The sequence below is a fragment of the Paenibacillus sp. GCM10027627 genome, assembly GCF_042675505.1.
In the GTDB taxonomy this organism is placed as follows: domain Bacteria; phylum Bacillota; class Bacilli; order Paenibacillales; family Paenibacillaceae; genus Pristimantibacillus.
The window spans coordinates 54,365-71,433 of the sequence record NZ_JBHTHB010000012.1 but is presented as its reverse complement, the minus strand read 5'-3'; the positions used below and the strand labels follow the sequence as shown (position 1 = coordinate 71,433).

Annotated in this window: 17 protein-coding genes and 2 riboswitches; all 17 genes read right to left on the bottom strand. The window is 50.8% G+C overall.

Translation table 11 applies throughout. The features are described 5' to 3' along the window. Positions 1 to 713: 713 nt before the first annotated feature. Positions 714 to 1,520 (bottom strand): transglutaminase-like domain-containing protein, encoded by an 807-nt coding sequence (locus ACFQZE_RS24255; protein ID WP_379362023.1) that lies wholly within the window; start codon positions 1,518 to 1,520, stop codon positions 714 to 716. Between the two features lie 13 nt (positions 1,521 to 1,533). Beyond that, a riboswitch (cyclic di-GMP riboswitch) is annotated at positions 1,534 to 1,613 on the bottom strand. A 77-nt stretch (positions 1,614 to 1,690) separates the two neighbouring features. After that, positions 1,691 to 1,769, bottom strand: a riboswitch (cyclic di-GMP riboswitch). Positions 1,770 to 2,003: 234 nt separating this feature from the next. After that, positions 2,004 to 3,524: a lysine--tRNA ligase gene (lysS, locus tag ACFQZE_RS24250; RefSeq protein WP_379362021.1), complete on the bottom strand. Its 1,521-nt coding sequence runs from the start codon at positions 3,522 to 3,524 to the stop codon at positions 2,004 to 2,006. Positions 3,525 to 3,595: 71 nt separating this feature from the next. Beyond that, the gene (gene greA, locus ACFQZE_RS24245) at positions 3,596 to 4,072 is read right to left on the bottom strand and encodes a transcription elongation factor GreA (protein ID WP_379362019.1); all 477 of its coding nucleotides are present in this window, start codon (positions 4,070 to 4,072) and stop codon (positions 3,596 to 3,598) included. 285 nt (positions 4,073 to 4,357) lie between these two features. Beyond that, on the bottom strand, positions 4,358 to 5,401 hold the full coding sequence (gene dusB / locus ACFQZE_RS24240) for a tRNA dihydrouridine synthase DusB (protein WP_379362017.1): 1,044 nt from the start codon (positions 5,399 to 5,401) through the stop codon (positions 4,358 to 4,360). Positions 5,402 to 5,409: 8 nt separating this feature from the next. After that, on the bottom strand, positions 5,410 to 5,622 hold the full coding sequence (locus ACFQZE_RS24235; RefSeq protein ID WP_379362015.1) for a helix-turn-helix domain-containing protein: 213 nt from the start codon (positions 5,620 to 5,622) through the stop codon (positions 5,410 to 5,412). Next, on the bottom strand, positions 5,574 to 6,122 hold the full coding sequence (gene folK, locus ACFQZE_RS24230) for a 2-amino-4-hydroxy-6-hydroxymethyldihydropteridine diphosphokinase (RefSeq protein WP_379362013.1): 549 nt from the start codon (positions 6,120 to 6,122) through the stop codon (positions 5,574 to 5,576). The genes ACFQZE_RS24235 and folK overlap by 49 nt, the downstream gene beginning before the upstream one ends. Continuing rightward, entirely contained in the window at positions 6,100 to 6,486 is a 387-nt protein-coding gene (gene folB, locus ACFQZE_RS24225; protein WP_379362011.1) for a dihydroneopterin aldolase, read from the bottom strand. The genes folK and folB overlap by 23 nt, the downstream gene beginning before the upstream one ends. Positions 6,487 to 6,572: 86 nt before the next feature. Beyond that, entirely contained in the window at positions 6,573 to 7,421 is an 849-nt protein-coding gene (folP, locus tag ACFQZE_RS24220; RefSeq protein ID WP_379362009.1) for a dihydropteroate synthase, read from the bottom strand. Positions 7,422 to 7,565: 144 nt separating this feature from the next. Further along, positions 7,566 to 8,477: an aminotransferase class IV gene (locus ACFQZE_RS24215; protein WP_379362007.1), complete on the bottom strand. Its 912-nt coding sequence runs from the start codon at positions 8,475 to 8,477 to the stop codon at positions 7,566 to 7,568. Next, positions 8,474 to 9,055, bottom strand: coding sequence for an aminodeoxychorismate/anthranilate synthase component II (pabA, locus tag ACFQZE_RS24210; protein WP_379362005.1), 582 nt, complete (start codon positions 9,053 to 9,055; stop codon positions 8,474 to 8,476). The genes ACFQZE_RS24215 and pabA overlap by 4 nt, the downstream gene beginning before the upstream one ends. Before the next feature lie 14 nt (positions 9,056 to 9,069). Continuing rightward, on the bottom strand, positions 9,070 to 10,638 hold the full coding sequence (locus tag ACFQZE_RS24205) for an anthranilate synthase component I family protein (RefSeq protein ID WP_379362003.1): 1,569 nt from the start codon (positions 10,636 to 10,638) through the stop codon (positions 9,070 to 9,072). A gap of 133 nt (positions 10,639 to 10,771) precedes the next feature. Continuing rightward, on the bottom strand, positions 10,772 to 11,710 hold the full coding sequence (gene cysK, locus ACFQZE_RS24200; protein ID WP_379362001.1) for a cysteine synthase A: 939 nt from the start codon (positions 11,708 to 11,710) through the stop codon (positions 10,772 to 10,774). A gap of 147 nt (positions 11,711 to 11,857) precedes the next feature. After that, entirely contained in the window at positions 11,858 to 12,832 is a 975-nt protein-coding gene (locus ACFQZE_RS24195; protein ID WP_379361999.1) for a peptidylprolyl isomerase, read from the bottom strand. A gap of 26 nt (positions 12,833 to 12,858) precedes the next feature. Further along, positions 12,859 to 13,752, bottom strand: a complete 894-nt coding sequence (gene hslO / locus ACFQZE_RS24190; protein ID WP_379361997.1) for an Hsp33 family molecular chaperone HslO — start codon at positions 13,750 to 13,752, stop codon at positions 12,859 to 12,861. A gap of 3 nt (positions 13,753 to 13,755) precedes the next feature. Continuing rightward, positions 13,756 to 14,529 (bottom strand): type III pantothenate kinase, encoded by a 774-nt coding sequence (locus ACFQZE_RS24185; RefSeq protein ID WP_379361995.1) that lies wholly within the window; start codon positions 14,527 to 14,529, stop codon positions 13,756 to 13,758. Further along, entirely contained in the window at positions 14,530 to 15,408 is an 879-nt protein-coding gene (nadC, locus tag ACFQZE_RS24180) for a carboxylating nicotinate-nucleotide diphosphorylase (protein WP_379361993.1), read from the bottom strand. Next, positions 15,401 to 17,023, bottom strand: a complete 1,623-nt coding sequence (gene nadB / locus ACFQZE_RS24175; RefSeq protein ID WP_379361990.1) for an L-aspartate oxidase — start codon at positions 17,021 to 17,023, stop codon at positions 15,401 to 15,403. The genes nadC and nadB overlap by 8 nt, the downstream gene beginning before the upstream one ends. Positions 17,024 to 17,069 lie beyond the last annotated feature (46 nt).

The following is a 17,069-nucleotide window of genomic DNA, read 5'->3' as shown; positions in this document are numbered from 1 at the left end:
CAGAATTAACAGGGCAGTTTCGCTCGTTGTTCAGTTTTCAAAGAACAATTTGTTTCTCTCATCAACCGCATGTCTCAGCGGCGACTTAGATAATATATCATGTATGCCTAATGGATTGCAAGTGTTTTTTCAAAAAAAGTTTAAATAACTTATTTCATTACTTGTTTTAATTTTTTCCTTCATTAATAGTAACTAAAAACGACCTATTAATAACATTCTTTTTTCAAAAGAAATATGACTGTTACTCAGCCCCATTTTAATCACGGTGTTTTATATCCCCGTTCTTTTGGTACTCATTTCGATTTTCGCTGCCTTACTTAGCCCTGGTGTACTCTACTAAACTCCCTCGTTAGATAGTTCCTAAATTACGCCAAACTCCCGAATTATCATATTTGATCAACTCTTAAATACTTGCATGCTCCCTTACTATCTGCTCTAACTTCAGGCAATTTCGAAAGTTCATCTGCATCGACAGTATATAGGTACCAAATATTAAAGCTTTACCTCCCATACCTTCATTCCAATAGGCTTTAGTAAGTTGCACCCATTTCATGCCGTCTCTTGAGATTAACACAGTATCTCGGAGCTAGTTTGATCCATTCAGCTTAGGTAATAAAAAATCCCCTTTCAACAACTAGCGCCTTCGTCCATCTTAACGATGTCCTATGGCGACTGCTGTTTTCAGGGGATTAACTCGTTCGTATAATAATGAATTAGTACTGTTTAGCTTTTGTATACTTGCTTGCATCTTTGATCATATCCATTTTTTTGTTGCCTTTTTTGAATCCGGCATCGACCGTTGTATCGATCGTCACCCATTTGCCGTTCAGGTAAACCTCATTCCAAGCATGGTACACATCTACATATTCCGAGTCGCCCATCACAAGCTTCGTCGGAATGTCCAGGCTGCGAAGCATAGCCGCGAACAATGCCGCATATCCGTAGCAAATGTCCTTCTTCGATGTTAGAGTACGGTCAATGCTTGGCAAGTAATCCGTTGTAACCGAGCCGGCTAATTTGTAGTCATACGCGATATTCGCAATGATGTAGTCATATACGGCTTGGACTTTTTCTGCTTCTGTTTTTTTGCCTTTTACAAGCTCTTGTGCTTTTACAATCGCTTTATTAGTGCCTGTCCAGCTTACATTTTGAACCGAGTTCAGGTAAACGAGCTTTTCATCAGCCACTTTCATTTGAACCGTTTCTTGCTTTACCACTTTATACGATTTGCCCGAAACATTTTCGAGAACCATAATTTTATATTCGCCATTACCAAGCTGCAGAGGGAACTGTTCTACTCTCTTTCCAGCCACTAAGTTGTATGTATAGTTTTCTTTTCCTTTTGCGATCATTAGCTTTGTTTTGACATTCGACTTTACGTCATAGCTTACGGATACCGCACCATTAGCTACTTGCGAAACGTTCAGCCAATCTGCCCCCGTGGCAGCATTTGCCGAAACGACATTAACCGAGGTAAACAGAAGGAATGCTGCAACCAGCATGAGGACAAATTTATGCATGAAAAAAACTCCCTTCGGCGGCCAGGCTGCCATCTTGTAGAAGGCCCTATAGCTTTGCGTCCCTACCTTTCGATAGGTTTGCCATTATCGTGTAAAGTTTTGCATCTTGTTCAATATAGACCTATCATCCGTTCGATAAAGTCCTAGATAACACAAAAAAAGCCTGATCATTCGGTAACTGGCTGCCATCATACGGAAGGCCCTGTAGCTTTGCGTCCCTACCTTTCGATAGGTTTGCCGTTATCGTGCATATAGCTTTATGGTTCCATCTTACCATAATTGTCTAGTAAATCAATATCAATTTCAAATTTTTTAGAATATTGCTAGATTTCCCTGTCGAATAATCTATTGTTCTATATATAAAACAAATAGAGAGAGATAGAGTCTAAAGTCGCTGTACCCGTCATGACAAAAATAAAAAACCGCTCAGCCCTGAGGCCAAGCGGTTTCCTTTCAAAAAAGCCATTAATGTATGGGCCGGAACTATTCCCCGGAACGCACTTCGCGCATATGAGGGAAAAGAAGCACATCGCGGATGGATGGCGCATCCGTCAGAAGCATAACTAAACGATCAACGCCGATGCCAAGACCGCCTGTCGGAGGCATTCCGTACTCCAATGCGCGAATGAAGTCATCGTCCATATCATGGGCTTCATCGTTGCCTTGTTCTTTCTCCTCCATTTGCGCTTCGAAACGCTCGCGCTGATCGATCGGATCGTTCAGCTCTGTAAATGCGTTCGCATGCTCACGAGCCACGATAAACAGCTCGAAGCGATCTGTGAAACGCGGATCGACGTCGTTCTTTTTGGCCAGTGGAGAAATAGCGACCGGATGTCCCGTCACAAAAGTTGGCTGAATAAGCGTAGCCTCGCAGCGCTCCTCAAAAAAGGCATTCAAAATATGGCCAAAGGTCATATGCGGCTCAACCGGAATCTTATGCTCTTTCGCAAGCGCATGCGCTTCCTCGTCGCTCATTTGAACGCTGAAGTCGACGCCTGTCACTTCTTTCACCAGATCGACCATGCTTACTCTGCGCCATTGCGGAGTCAGATCAATTTCATGATCGCCATACTTGATTTTGGTTGTGCCAAGCACCTCTTGGGCGATATGCGCAATCAGGTTCTCAGTCAGAGCCATAATATCTTTGTAGTCGGCATAGGCCTCATACAGTTCGATCATCGTAAATTCCGGATTATGGCGAGTCGAAATGCCTTCATTCCGATAGACGCGTCCGATTTCATATACTTTTTCAAGCCCGCCCACGATCAAGCGCTTCAAATGAAGTTCGATCGCAATACGCATGTAAAGCTGCATATCCAAAGCATTGTGGTGCGTAATAAATGGACGTGCAGCTGCGCCGCCTGCGATGGAATGAAGAGTTGGCGTCTCCACTTCCAGGTAGCCAAGAGAATCCAAATAACGACGCATGGACTGAATGATTTTGGAACGCGCGATAAAGGTTTGTTGCACATCCGGATTCATAATCAAATCCACATAACGCTGGCGATAGCGCAGCTCAACGTCTTTGAGACCGTGATGCTTGTCCGGCAAAGGAAGCAGCGATTTGGTCAAAACCTCAACCTCAAGCGCCTTCACCGATACTTCGCCTGTATTTGTTTTGAACACTACGCCACGAATACCGACAATATCGCCGATGTCCAGCAAATCGAAAGCGGCAAACTTGTGTTCTTCCACAGTGTCCTTGCGGACATAAATTTGAATGCGGCCAGTCAGATCCTGAATGTGGGCAAAAGCAGCCTTGCCCATGCCGCGCTTCTGCATAATACGGCCGGCAATGCTCACCTTAACGCCTTGCGCCTCAAGCTCTTCCTTGCTAGTGCCTTCGTAAGCCTCCAAAATGGCTTTTGCATTGTGCGTACGCTCATACTTTTGGCCAAATGGATCTACACCAAGTCCTCTTAGCTCATCCAGCTTGTCTCTGCGAATTTGCAAAAGCTCGCTCAGTTCCTGCTCGTTGTTGTTCTCGTGTTCCACAGCTGTCATCTCCTTATCCCTTCGATAAACGATCAAAAAGCTTCCGTCAAGGAAGCTTCTGAACTCGTGAATCGCGCACCTTATTTTTTGATATCGACAATCTTATATTGAATAATGCCCGCCGGTACGTTAACCTCTACGACTGTGCCTTTCTTCTTGCCCAAAATCGCTTTGCCAACGGGGCTTTCATTCGAAATCTTGTTTTGCAGCGGGTCCGATTCAGCCGTGCCGACGATCGCATATTCCATCGAATCGCCGAACTCCAAATCTTCCACCGTCACGATAGACCCAATGCTCACTAAATCGATATCTATATCATCGTTATTAATAATCCGCGCGTTGCGAAGCATCTTCTCCAGCGTAATAATACGGCCTTCGATAAAAGCCTGCTCGTTCTTCGCATCCTCATATTCGGAGTTTTCGCTAATGTCGCCATATCCGATGGCAATTTTAATCCGCTCGGCTACTTCACGACGTTTGACCGACTTCAGATTCTCAAGCTCTTCTTCAAGCTTCTTCAACCCGTCCTGAGTCAGAATGATTTGCTTATCGTTCATCTTTCCCATTCTCCTGTCGTGTGACTAATTTTTCATACGTTGTATGAATTCACTGATACTTAATATATTACGCATGATGTCCATCATACCTGCTACGCCACTGGGCGATTTAATCTGTTTGTTAGATTATATTGCACGATTATATTGCATGGTCTCCCGAATGTCAATCAAAGCCAATGGAGCCAGTGAAACCGTTTCAATTGCGCTATGTAAAGCGATAGACGCCGTAAAGCGGTTATTGTCGACCTCTGTCGAATAACCGCGTAGGGCGTCTCCCTCTATCGATCAATGAACCGCTTCTTCCGCCGAATCGCTGTTGGGATTGGAGGACCCTTCCGTCGACGACGCAGCCCCTTCCTCCTCCAAGGAGAGGATGTACTTCTCCAAAATAGCTACCATCCGGTCGCGATCCGTCTCTTCCATGATGACATCCTTGACGCGGGCTCCTCCCGGAAGACCCTTCAAGTACCAAGCCAAATGCTTGCGCATTTCGCGAACGGCCACCGCTTCGTTTTTCAGAGCAATGAGGCGGTCCAAATGGAGAATCGCCACATCCATCTTCTCACGAGGCGTTGGATCGCCCAATAGCTCTCCATTCGTCAAATATTGAATAGTCCGGTAGAGCATCCACGGATTACCGAGAGCTCCCCGGCCGATCATCACTCCGTCGACGCCGGTCTGCTCCAGCATGCGCTTGGCGTCCTCTGGAGAAAATACATCGCCATTCCCAATAACGGGAATCGATACCGCTTGTTTAACATCCCTTATAATATCCCAGTTCGCTTTGCCGGTATACAATTGCTCCCGGGTCCGCCCATGAACGCTGACGGCGCTGCCGCCGGCCCGCTCCACAGCTTTAGCGTTTTCGATCGCGTAAACATGCTGATCGTCCCAGCCGATACGCATTTTGACCGTAACCGGCTTATCGACAGCATCCACCACCGCGGATACCATCTCGTATATTTTATTGGGGTCCAGCAGCCAGCGGGCACCGGCATCGCATTTGGTCACCTTTGGAACCGGACATCCCATATTGATATCAATAATGTCGGCATTGGTTTGCTTGTCTACCACTTTTGCCGCTTCAACGAGCGACTCCCGGTCGCCTCCAAAAATTTGCAGGCTAAGCGGCTTCTCCCGCTCGTCGACAAACAGCATCTCCATCGTCCGCTTGTTGCCGTGCAGAATGGCCTTGTCACTCACCATCTCCGCACATACAAGTCCCGTTCCAAATTCCTTCGCAATAAGGCGGAAAGCCGGATTGCACACGCCTGCCATCGGCGCCAATACGACTCTGTTTTTCATCTCGATGTCTCCGATTTTCAGCATGTCGCTCCTTACTCCTCCTTCATAGTCATGAGTTCCTCATAGGGAATCCCTAATGTTTTGGCAATATGATTTAATAGCTTGGGATCATTTTTCCTTGTACCGCGTTCCAGCGAACCAAGCACCGCCACCGAAACGCCGAGCTCCTTGGCCAGCTCTAGCTGTGTGTAGCCCTTCAGCTTTCGAAAGGCTCTGACGCGCTGCGCCAATTGATTGTTTTCCATAACGTGATGCCATCCTTTCCACCTTGAAGCGCCGCGCTGGCCGCTTCCTTGATCCCCAGGTGCAGAGGATGCGAATCCGTCATCACATCATGCAAGGGAACAAGTACAAACGACCGTTCCATCATGCGGGGATGCGGCAGCGTCAATTCCTCTTGATTCATTCTGACATTATCGTACAGCAACAGGTCAAGGTCAATGGTTCTTGGTCCCCATCGTTCATGTCGAATTCTCCCGAGGCTCTTCTCCAGCTCCAGCTGAACGCGCAGCAATTCTAGAGGTGAAAGCGTGGTGGATACGGCAATAGCCATGTTCAAAAAAGGCGGCTGATCGGTATAGCCGACTGGATCGGTCTCATACATACCCGACCAGCGAAGCACGTTAATATCGTCGCGCGCATCGAGCAAGCGGATCGCCTGCTCCAGCAGTTCCTCGCGATCGCCCATGTTGGAGCCAAGCGCAATATAGGCTTCTGCAAAGTTAAGCTCGGACAATTCGGCCATCGGCATCCCGCTTTCTGGACAGCTCGACCGTTACGCCATCGAAATGGATGTCAAAAGGCGGGTGCGGCTTCGTGACCCTAACGGTAACTTCAATGATCCTAGTATAAGCCTCCAAAACCCGCGATGCAATGCGCCCCGTGAGCGCTTCGATTAATTTGAACGGTTCGCCTTCCACAACTTCTTTTGTCAAGGCGTGCAGCTCGGCATAGTTAATAGTCGCCTCTAGATCGTCAGATGCTGCAGCCGCCTCCAAATCGAGCACCAGCTCCAAATCGACAAAAAACTGCTGTCCCAGCCTATTTTCTTCGGGGAAAACGCCATGAAAGCCATAAAAGCGCATCCCCTTTACAATCATGCGGTCCATGAAGCAACCACTCCTTCCATATTTAAAAGAACGCCATGCCAAGCCAGCCATGCGCGAAAAGTGATGCCGGGGTACTGCCGCCATAGCTATGGCCGGTAATATACCGCGTCCGTCATCATTGCGGTGCGCTTAATCTCGCGCACATCGTGAACTCGGACGATTTGACAGCCTTGAGCGATGCCGAGTGCGACGGTCGCCGCCGTCCCCTCAACAAGCTCATCCACCGGCAGGTTCAGCGTCTGCCGGATAAACCGTTTGCGCGAGGTGCCAAGAAGCACCGGATAGCCGAGCGCTGTCAGTTCATACAGACGGCCAAGAAGTTCGAGGTTGTCCTCGTATGTTTTGGCGAAGCCGATGCCGGGATCAAGCCATACCCGGTCGTCGGCGACGCCGGCGCTTCTTGCGATGCCGACGCTGCTTCGCAAGTCGGCGAGCACATCCGGGACAAGATCGCCGTAGTCACGGGCATGACGGTTGTGGCTGATGATGACGGGACAGCCATATTCCGCCGCTACGGCGGCCATTCCGGGGTCGCCTCGCAGACCCCAAATGTCGTTTATAATATGCGCGCCCGCTTCTAGCGACTGGCGGGCTGTCTCCGCTTTGTACGTATCAATTGAAAGCGGAATCGAAGGCAGTGCCTTCCGGACCGCGGCAATAACGGGAAGGACGCGCTGCAGCTCCTCTTCGGCGCTGACCGCATCGAATCCCGGTCTGGTCGACTCCCCGCCGATGTCGAGAATATCCGCCCCTGCCTGAACCATGGCAACAGCATGCTCCACGGCTTGCTCCACCTGCAAATAACGTCCCCCGTCAGAGAATGAATCGGGCGTCGCATTCAAAATGCCCATAATAAGCGTCCGGCGGCCAAGCTCGAGCTTTACGCCCTCGCCAAGATCATAGGTTCTATTCTGAAAAGTTGGTTTTGGTTTCATTCCTCATCCGTCTCCTCTGGGACAGGCGCTCCCTTTCAGATTTGTATCGCTGCTGCGAACGCCCATCCCCTCTATCATTTAGCTAAGCTTCTGGAAATTGAATATTGCCCTGCTTGTACATCGACTGGCCTGCACTTGCAGTTATCACTCAAGCCCGCACACGCGACGTGTATCCTGCCTATATTTCTCCAACAGGATCATGGTCAAAGCCCCCGCTTCGCCGCTGCCGACCACGACGCTCGACCCGGAAGGGTCCGTCAGCTTGGTCACCGGCACAAGCTCCTGAATGGAGTTTGTCATCCATACCTCATCTGCCGCGAGCAGCTCTTCCCAGCGATAATATCCCTCTTCCGCTTCATATCCCGTTTCGACCGCCAGTTCCAGTAAGCGCTGGCGAGTAATACCCGGCAAAATGCCGGTGCCGACCGCAGGCGTGTGTACAACTCCGCCGCTTGCAAAAAACAGATTGCTGACGATTCCTTCCGCCAGCCATCCCGCTTCCGACAGCATCAAACCCTCAGCACCCGCTTGAACCGCTGGTCCCTCCGACCTTTCTTTGGAATAGCCCGTTAGTTCCCGCTTAGCCAAAATGTTGTTCATATAATGAAGCGACTTGAAACGAACCGTCCCCTCCGGCGTGTTCCTTCTGGTGCGAAGCAAGCAAAGCTGCTTTCCAGCCGGCACAGCACCGCCTCCCGCCGAAGGAAGCTCCTTCACGAGCAGCAAGACGTTTGGCTCTTCATAATCGCCGCTAGGCAACCCAAGGGCGGCTTCGCCCGCGCTGACTGTAAGCCGCACATATCCGTCTTCCAGCCCGTTTGCGGCAAGCAGCTCCCGAGTCCACTGTTCCAGCACTTCTATAGGGGTGTCAAACCGGATGCCGAGCTCCGCGCATCCTCTCTTAAGTCTGTCCATATGCCGATCCAGCAAATACGGCCGTCCGCCGTAAGTGCGAAACGTTTCAAACAGCCCCAGACCGTACAAAAAGCCGTGATCGAATACAGAGATCACAGCTTCGTTAGCGGGTACAATGTTGCCTCTTAAGCCTACTTTCATTGCAGCGTACCCGACCGATGACGCAAAAAGTTGCCTAGCATCTTGTGGCCATGATCAGTAATGATCGATTCCGGGTGGAACTGCAAGCCTTCAATTGCATATTCCTTATGGCGAATGCCCATAATTTCGCCTTCGGCTGTTTCTGCGCTTATTTCTAAACAATCCGGCAACGACTCCCGGCGTACAATCAAAGAATGATAGCGCGTCGCCGTAAACGGAGACTCCAAACCTTCAAAAATCGACTTTCCGTCGTGCAAAATAGACGATGTTTTCCCGTGCATCAGCTTCTCCGCCCGAACAACCTCTCCGCCGAACGCTTGTCCGATGGATTGATGCCCCAAACAGACGCCGAGAATCGGAATTTTCCCTTTAAAATGCTCAATCAGCGACAAGCTGATTCCCGCTTCGTTCGGAGAGCAAGGACCCGGCGAGATCAAAATATGGTCGGGAGCGAGCTCCTCAACGCCAGCCAGATCAATCTCGTCATTCCTTTTTACGACAATTTCTTCCCCAAGCTCGCCTAAATATTGCACCAAATTGTACGTGAACGAATCATAGTTGTCGATTACGAGTATCATGCGCCGCATCTCCCCTAGCCCATTTTTTCGCTATATTGAATCGCTTTCCATAAAGCCTTCGCCTTGCTTATGGATTCGTAATACTCCCTCTCCGGCTCGGAGTCGATCACAATGCCCGCTCCCGCTTGAATATGGACGTCTCCATTTTGAACCGCCATCGTTCTAATAATAATATTAAATTCCATATCGCCGTTATAGTCAATCCATCCTAGCGATCCTGTATACGGCCCTCTGCGGACCGGTTCCAGCTCCTCGATAATTTCCATGGTGCGAATTTTGGGCGCTCCCGTAATCGTGCCGCCCGGGAAAGTCGCCGCGATCACATCGTAAGCGTCTCTGCCCTCGGCCAGCTCTCCGTCCACTTGGGAAACCAAATGCATGACATGCGAATAATATTCGATGACCATTAGTTCCTTCACCTGAACGGTGCCGTAAGCCGAAATCCGGCCCAAGTCGTTGCGCTCTAGATCGACAAGCATAATATGCTCGGCTCGCTCTTTCTCGTTCGTGCGCAGCTCCTCCGCAAACCGGAGATCCTCTTCTTCCGTCCGCCCTCTGCGCCTTGTGCCTGCAATAGGCCTTGTGCCGAGGCGCCGCCCCAACTGCTCGACAAGAAGCTCGGGAGATGCGGAAACCAGCTGGAAATCCGGACATCTTAAAAAGCCCATATACGGCGAAGGGTTGACCAGCCTCAGCCACTCATACAATTCCTCAGGCTTGCTGCCGAGACGACGCGTCTGACGCTGGGACAAGTTCACCTGAAACACGTCTCCTTGGCCGATATACTGCTGGATAGCCTGAACCGCATCCATATACATTTCCTTCGAGGTCGGAGAGGAAATGCCTTCAAGCGAGCTTAGCTCAATATGCAAAGAATCCCGTTCCATCAGCTCAAGCCGCTCCGCTCTGCGATTTTCCGCCCTCGATTTGGCCTTCTCCTCTTCAAACCATGTCAGCCAAAAATCGGACATCCCTTCCGCGCGGGATACCGCTCTATCGTAGACGTCCCTTAACTGCTCCTCTGTCGAATCCAGTTCTATCGGACTATGAACGACGCAATAGACGACATCTTTTTTGAGATCGACAACCCACACCTCATTCATGCGGAGAAACAAATAATCGGGCAGGCCAAGATCGTCCGCCGCCAGTTCAGGCAGCTTCTCGATCGTGCGAATGATATCGTAGCTCCAATAGCCTGCGCAGCCTCCGAGCCACTTCGGTCCGTCCTCGCCGGAGAGGCGCGGTCCGATTCCGTCGCTCATCCAGGAGCGGACGACGTCGAGCGGTTTCCCTTCCCACTTCCTGCATTCCGAAGTTTTCTCTTCTAACGAATGAAAAGATACCGATTCCGCCGTCATCCCTTTGCCTCGAATGACGCTGTCCGGGTGGAGGCCCAAATACGTAAACCTGCCGTCCTTGCCGCTCTCCAGCACAAAGGCGTACGGCGATGCGTCCTCCCAAGCCTCTTCCCATGAAGGAACTCGGCCTTCGCCAAGCCCAATCGGCATCTCCTTCACAAGCGGCAACGTCGTATATTTCCCTTCGGCGCGCCACCGAACCCACTCTTCCCAAGCGGTGACCATCACCTTCAACCCCCGATCATCATGTTTATTTCGCCAGTATACAGAATCGGCGGACAAAAGAAAAGCGCCCCCCAGTCCGAAGAATGGAAGGCCCTTGGTCTTAAGCTGACGCTCATTTATAATATCAATTTAATTAGTTCTCAAAATTGAAAAGCGGCGTGCTTAGGTAACGTTCACCATTGCTCGGCACAACAGCGATTACGCGCTTGCCTTTGCCCAGCTCTTTTGCTACTTTCAAAGCTGCGAAAATAGCTGCGCCGGAGGAAATGCCGCAAAGAATGCCTTCTTCTTTCGCTGCACGGCGTGCATATTCGAAAGCTTCTTCGTTCTCGACTGTAATGACGCCGTCATAGATTTCACGGTTCAAAATATCCGGAACAAAGTTGGCGCCGATGCCTTGAATTTTGTGCGGGCCAGGATTGCCGCCCGACAACAGCGGGGAAGCAGCAGGCTCAACCGCATATACTTTAATGCCCGGGAAATTGCTTTTCAACACTTCGCCAGCGCCGGAAATCGTTCCGCCGGTACCGATACCCGCGATAAAAGCGTCCAATTTGCCGTCCAAGGAATTAATAGCTTCCACGATTTCAGGGCCTGTTGTTTCACGGTGAACTTTAACGTTCGCCTGGTTTTTGAATTGTTGCGGGATGAAATAAGAAGGATTTTCCTGTACAAGCTCTTCCGCTTTGCGTACCGCGCCGTTCATTCCTTCAGAACCTGGCGTAAGCACCAATTCCGCTCCATAAGCGCGAAGCAAATTGCGGCGCTCGATGCTCATCGTCTCCGGCATAACAAGAATCGCTTTGTAGCCTTTTGCCGCTGCTACCAAAGCAAGGCCGATCCCTGTATTTCCGCTTGTAGGCTCTACGATGGTGTCGCCCGGCTTAATAAGTCCTTCTTGCTCAGCGACTTCGATCATGCTGATCGCAATACGGTCCTTTACGCTTGCTCCCGGATTTTGGTACTCCAGCTTAACGTAAATCTCGGCGCTGTCTTCCGGCACGAGACGGTTCAAACGAACGAGTGGCGTATCTCCGATCAGTTCGGTAACGCTTTGTACAATTTTCGCCATGAAATGAAAAGCCTCCTTATTCCGACTAAAATAGTTGGTTTTGACTAATTCCATCTTAACAATGTCCCGATAACGTTGTCAATAGCCTCTTTCCATTTGCTCGCACCATATTCCTATTTTTACATAAAAGAATATGTCTTCTGTCCCTTACTTCAAAATAAGGGCGCCGTATTTTTTCAACAGTCGGTCTTCCGCATCCTCAATCGGCCCGGCCTTCTCCAAAGCGAGCTTCATTCGAAGCCCCTCCAGCAGCAATTGCCCCGTAAGGCCGGAGGTTGTTTTGCGGCCAATCAACTCCAAAATGGCGTAGCCTTGGTCGATGGCGATAGGACCGACGATTTCCGCAATGTCCATTCCTTTGGCCGTGCTTAAAACCAATTCGTCGTAAAACGGATCGTCCGCATCGATTAGTCCCAAATCGCCGCCCGACTCCGCCGTAAACTCGTCAATGGAAAATTGTTTTGCCAGCTCAGCGAAATCGTCTCCATTCTCCAGCTTTTGCAGAAGGTCTTCAGCCTGCTCGATGGTAGAGGTCACTATCCATTGCAAATGAAGCTGCAGCCTTGGCCCGAGCTGACCCGGATTTTCTTCCAAATACCGATCCACCTCTTCATCCGAGACGAGAACGGTATGGGCTGCAATCTTCTCCATTAATAGACGGTAGCGCATTTCATCCAGCACCTGACTTCGGGTCAGCCCTACCTGCTCCTTCATCACGGCAAAAAACCGCTCTTCGCTTTCATATCCTTCCACAGATGCTGCAAGCTCACGGTCCAGCTCCAGATGCGTCACTTCCAGACCTAAGTCCTTCGCTTCCAAATCGATCGCTTTCCGCACCATGATGACTCTAAGCGCGGCATCTCCATGCTGCCTCAGAAGCTCTTGCAGAAGCTGTCCTTTTGAAATGGAGACGCCTCCTATGGAAGCCACCGCCTCCGATTCATCTCCATTCCATAATCCGGAGTCGCCGTCATGCGACCCGCCGCCGGGCTTCTCGGCATTGTGATCATTATCTCTTATTGCCGGAAAAGGCCACACCTTCACCATTACCATGCCTGTGAGGGCAATCATGCATACGGCTTGAAGGATAACGACCGTCTTCAGAACCTCATATCTTTTCATGCGCGGACTGCCTTTCAACTAACGGACTATTTTGATACCTGCTCTACTAAAGCCTCCAACTGGGGACGCTCGAACGTATACGCCTCGTTGCAGAACTGGCAAACGACCTCCGCCTTCCCTTCCTCGCGGATAATGGCTTCAAGCTCCTCTTTGCCTAGACTGATCAACGTTTGCTCCACACGGTCGGTTGAGCACTGGCATTTAAACACAACATCGAGCGTATCGTGGATCACCAAATCTTCTTCGCCAACGACCCATTTAAGCAGATCCTCAGGCGATTCCCCTTGCGCCAGCAGCGTAGTGACTGGAGGCATTGCACCAATCGCCCCCTCCAACCTCGTAATTTCGGCATCAGTGAGGCCCGGCATAAGCTGGACAATAAATCCTCCTGCATGCAGCACGGAGTTGTCTTCGTCCACAAGAACACCCGCTCCGACAGCGGAAGGCGTCTGCTCCGAAACGGCGAAGTAGTACGTAAAGTCCTCTCCAAGCTCGCCGGAAATGATTGGAACGCTGCCGCGGTACGGCTCTTTCAGCCCCAAATCTTTTGTTACATGCACATAACCGGTTGTGCCAACTGCGCCGGCTACATCCAGCTTGCCTTGCTCGTTGCTGCCATGATGCGCTCTAGGATGATCCACATATCCGCGCAGTTCTCCGTCGGCATTGGCGTCTACCAACACTTGTCCGATCGGTCCATCGCCTTTTACTTGAATGGTCAGCTTTTCCTTGCCTTTGAGCATCGCGCCCATCATCGCCCCAATGCTTAGCGTACGCCCAAGCGCAGCGGTAGCCGTCGGCAAAGTGTCATGGCGCTTTCTCAGCTCCTCCACCAAACGAGTGGTCCGCACTGCAAATACGCGGATTTTGCCGCCCCATGCCGTGCCTCTAACCAAATAATCTTTTATTTGTTCTTGCATTCGTTAATGTCCCTCCTGATTCCGTTCGTAAATAATGCGCAGTCCTTCCAGCGTAAGCAGCGGATCCACCTCTTGGATCGTCTCCGACTCTGCCGAAATCAGCTCGGCAAGCCCGCCTGTCGCCACCACTTTGGGAGTGACGCCAAATTCAGCGCGAATCCGGCTGACAATTCCGTCCACTTGCCCCGCATATCCGAAAATAATGCCCGCTTGCATGGACGTAACAGGGTTTCGTCCAATGACGCTTTTGGGCTTGGCCAGCTCAATTCGAGGAAGCTTCGCTGCGCGCTGGTAAAGGGCCTCGGTCGAAATGCCAATGCCGGGCACGATCGCTCCGCCTAGATAATCGCCGTTTGCATCGATATAATCGAAGGTTGTCGCCGTTCCAAAGTCAACTACGATCAGCGGCGTACCGTATTTTTCGATGCCCGCTACGGAATTGACGATCCGGTCCGCTCCGACCTCGCGGGGATTTTCGTAGCGGATGTTAAGGCCCGTCTTCACACCTGGCCCAACAATTAAAGGAGTTTTTCGCACATATTTTAAGCAAAGCTGCTCCAGTGTACGCATAAGCGGAGGAACGACCGAAGAAATAATGACCCCTTCAATTTGATCCATCCGCACTCCGGCGTAACCAAACAAGTTGTGTATGTTGATTCCGTATTCATCCACCGTCGCAGAGCGGTTGGTGCTCAGCCTCCAATGATGCAGAAGCTCTTTGCCCCTATAGATGCCAAGCACAATATTGGTATTGCCAACGTCGATGACAAAAATCACCTACAGCCCCTCCTTTTTTTCATTCAGGTCAAGGCTAATATCGAGTGCTTGGAACGAATAAGTAAGTCCGCCTACGGAAATGACGTCTACACCGCATGAAGCAATGCCGTGAATGGTTTCGAGCGTCACACCCCCGGAAGCCTCTACGATCACGTGGGGAGACCTTCCTTTAATAAGCTTGACCGCCTCTTTCATCCGGTCGTTCGGCATATTGTCCAGCATAATAATGTCCGCTCCGGAGCCAAGCGCCTCTTCTACTTGCGCCAGCGATTCCGTTTCCACCTCGATTTTCATCGTGTGGGGAATTTGTCTACGCGCCGATTGTACCGCTTGTGTAATGCCGCCGGCACCTTTAATATGATTGTCTTTAATCATGACGGCATCGTACAGTCCAAACCGATGATTAGAGCCGCCGCCTATACGCACCGCATATTTCTCCAACATCCGGTGGCCCGGAGTCGTCTTGCGCGTGTCGACCAAACGCACGGGCAGTCCTTGAATGGCATCTATATAAGCTTTCGTTTTGGTGGCTATACCCGACAAACGCTGCATCAAATTAAGCGCCAGGCGCTCGCCCGTAAGCAGGCTGTGGGTTTTTCCTTCCACCTCTATAATTACGGTTCCTTTGGCAACGGCATCGCCATCTTGTACAAAAGAACGGAATTGCAAAGTCGGATCGACTACTTCAAAAACAAGTCGAGCCACAGGAATGCCCGCAATAATACCGTTATCCTTGACATGAATGACAGCCTTCGAACGGGAATCCCTGCTTATCGTCGTTTCCGTCGTAATATCTCCGCTTCCGATATCCTCCGCCAGCCAGCCTCGAATCTTGTCTCGCAAAACGGCGTCATAACCGCCTGTCGTCCATTCATACATTTTCGATCCGCTCCTCGGTCAATCCTTGTGTTCGATGCAGCACAGTATGTTTCCTCCATGCCAAATCATCGCGGGCAGGAAAATCTTCCCGGTAATGCGCCCCGCGGCTCTCTTCCCGGCTAAGCGCCGCTTCCGTCGTCAGCAAAGCGCAGGTCAGCAGGTTGGCGAACTCAAACTCCTCGCGCTGAGTAAGCACCGTCTGAAAAATTGGAAGCTGCCGCTTAAGCTCCTCCTGCCCTTTTTTCAAACCCGATTCGTCCCGTCTCAGGCCAACGTAACGCACCATCACTTTTTGCAGCTTAAGACGCCGCTCTACTACCGCCTGAACAGGCATGGCGCTGCGCTCGGCTTCGCCTGCAAACTCATAACCGCTTCTTGCCTTAAGCGGCGGCAAATCCTGAATTCTCTTCACAATGCGGCGGCCGAATACAATCGCCTCCGAAAGCGAGTTGCTCGCGAGCCGATTGGCTCCGTGAACACCCGTCGACGACACCTCTCCGCACGCAAACAGCCTTTTGATGTTCGTCTCGCCGTTCAAATCCGTCTTTACTCCGCCCATCATATAGTGCATGGCTGGAGCAACCGGAATCCAATCGGAAGTCAGGTCGAGGCCGTATTTTAAACAATATTCGTATATGGTAGGAAAACGATGCTTCACCATCTCCGGCGATTCATGCGTAATATCGATATAAACAAAAGTGGATTTGGTCTCTTCCATCTCGCTGACGATCGCACGGGCGACAATGTCCCTTGGAGCAAGCTCCAACTGCTCATGATATCGCTCCATGAACCTCTCGCCTTTGATATTGCGCAAAACGGCGCCTTCGCCGCGAACCGCCTCCGAAATTAAAAATCTCGGAGCGCCGGGATAACAAAGCGAGGTCGGATGAAATTGAATAAACTCCACATCCCGTATGTATGCGCCGGCACGATAAGCCATGGCGATGCCGTCGCCGGTCGCTACCTCGGGGTTGGTCGTATATCTATACAACTGTCCCGCTCCTCCGGAGCACAAAATGGTTGCTTTGCCCCGTACAAACAATCTTTCGCCTGTCGGCTTTTGTACGATTGCTCCGCAGCATTCACCATCCTGCGTCACGAGATCGATGACGAAATGATCGTCCCACACTTCGATTTTGGGATTAGACACCGCATTTTCGGAAAGCGCTCTTACGATTTCGTAGCCCGTAGCATCGCCATTGGCATGAAGAATGCGGCGCTGGCTGTGAGCCCCTTCTTTGGTCAGGGCATATTCCCCGTTTTCCTGATCGAACTGGGTGCCCATCTTCACGAGGGAGCGTACGCCCTTAGGCCCTTCATGGACCAGCACGTCAACCGCTTCACTGGAACAAAGCCCTGCCCCCGCGATCAAAGTGTCTTGAAGATGGTAAGCCGGAGAATCTTCATCGGATATGACCGCAGCTATGCCGCCCTGCGCGTAGCGAGTGTTGCTGTCGAGCAGCGACTTTTTCGTAATCATCAGCACGCTGTTATGCTCTTCGCTTGAGCGTATAGCGGTAAAAAGACCGGCAATGCCGGCCCCTATAACGATAACGTCTTTATCTACGACGGGCAGCTTGTCCAGCTCCACATCGACTAAATATCTAGGAATCATAGCGGCTCCTCCAGCTTCAAACTTATGTCGGTTTAGCGCCAAGCAT

What these genes read in the sequence shown, in the direction of transcription:
- folK (WP_379362013.1), bottom strand. Translation starts at nt 6,122, where the DNA reads ATGGCCGAATTGTCCGAGCTTAACTTTGCAGAAGCCTATATTGCGCTT.
- ACFQZE_RS24255 (WP_379362023.1), bottom strand. Translation starts at nt 1,520, where the DNA reads ATGCATAAATTTGTCCTCATGCTGGTTGCAGCATTCCTTCTGTTTACC.
- ACFQZE_RS24215 (WP_379362007.1), bottom strand. Translation starts at nt 8,477, where the DNA reads ATGAAAGTAGGCTTAAGAGGCAACATTGTACCCGCTAACGAAGCTGTG.
- ACFQZE_RS24235 (WP_379362015.1), bottom strand. Translation starts at nt 5,622, where the DNA reads ATGGAAAACAATCAATTGGCGCAGCGCGTCAGAGCCTTTCGAAAGCTG.
- ACFQZE_RS24195 (WP_379361999.1), bottom strand. Translation starts at nt 12,832, where the DNA reads ATGAAAAGATATGAGGTTCTGAAGACGGTCGTTATCCTTCAAGCCGTA.
- folB (WP_379362011.1), bottom strand. Translation starts at nt 6,486, where the DNA reads ATGGACCGCATGATTGTAAAGGGGATGCGCTTTTATGGCTTTCATGGC.
- ACFQZE_RS24205 (WP_379362003.1), bottom strand. Translation starts at nt 10,638, where the DNA reads ATGGTCACCGCTTGGGAAGAGTGGGTTCGGTGGCGCGCCGAAGGGAAA.
- hslO (WP_379361997.1), bottom strand. Translation starts at nt 13,752, where the DNA reads ATGCAAGAACAAATAAAAGATTATTTGGTTAGAGGCACGGCATGGGGC.
- greA (WP_379362019.1), bottom strand. Translation starts at nt 4,072, where the DNA reads ATGAACGATAAGCAAATCATTCTGACTCAGGACGGGTTGAAGAAGCTT.
- lysS (WP_379362021.1), bottom strand. Translation starts at nt 3,524, where the DNA reads ATGACAGCTGTGGAACACGAGAACAACAACGAGCAGGAACTGAGCGAG.
- pabA (WP_379362005.1), bottom strand. Translation starts at nt 9,055, where the DNA reads ATGATACTCGTAATCGACAACTATGATTCGTTCACGTACAATTTGGTG.
- cysK (WP_379362001.1), bottom strand. Translation starts at nt 11,710, where the DNA reads ATGGCGAAAATTGTACAAAGCGTTACCGAACTGATCGGAGATACGCCA.
- dusB (WP_379362017.1), bottom strand. Translation starts at nt 5,401, where the DNA reads ATGCTGAAAATCGGAGACATCGAGATGAAAAACAGAGTCGTATTGGCG.
- nadB (WP_379361990.1), bottom strand. Translation starts at nt 17,023, where the DNA reads ATGATTCCTAGATATTTAGTCGATGTGGAGCTGGACAAGCTGCCCGTC.
- nadC (WP_379361993.1), bottom strand. Translation starts at nt 15,408, where the DNA reads ATGTATGAATGGACGACAGGCGGTTATGACGCCGTTTTGCGAGACAAG.
- folP (WP_379362009.1), bottom strand. Translation starts at nt 7,421, where the DNA reads ATGAAACCAAAACCAACTTTTCAGAATAGAACCTATGATCTTGGCGAG.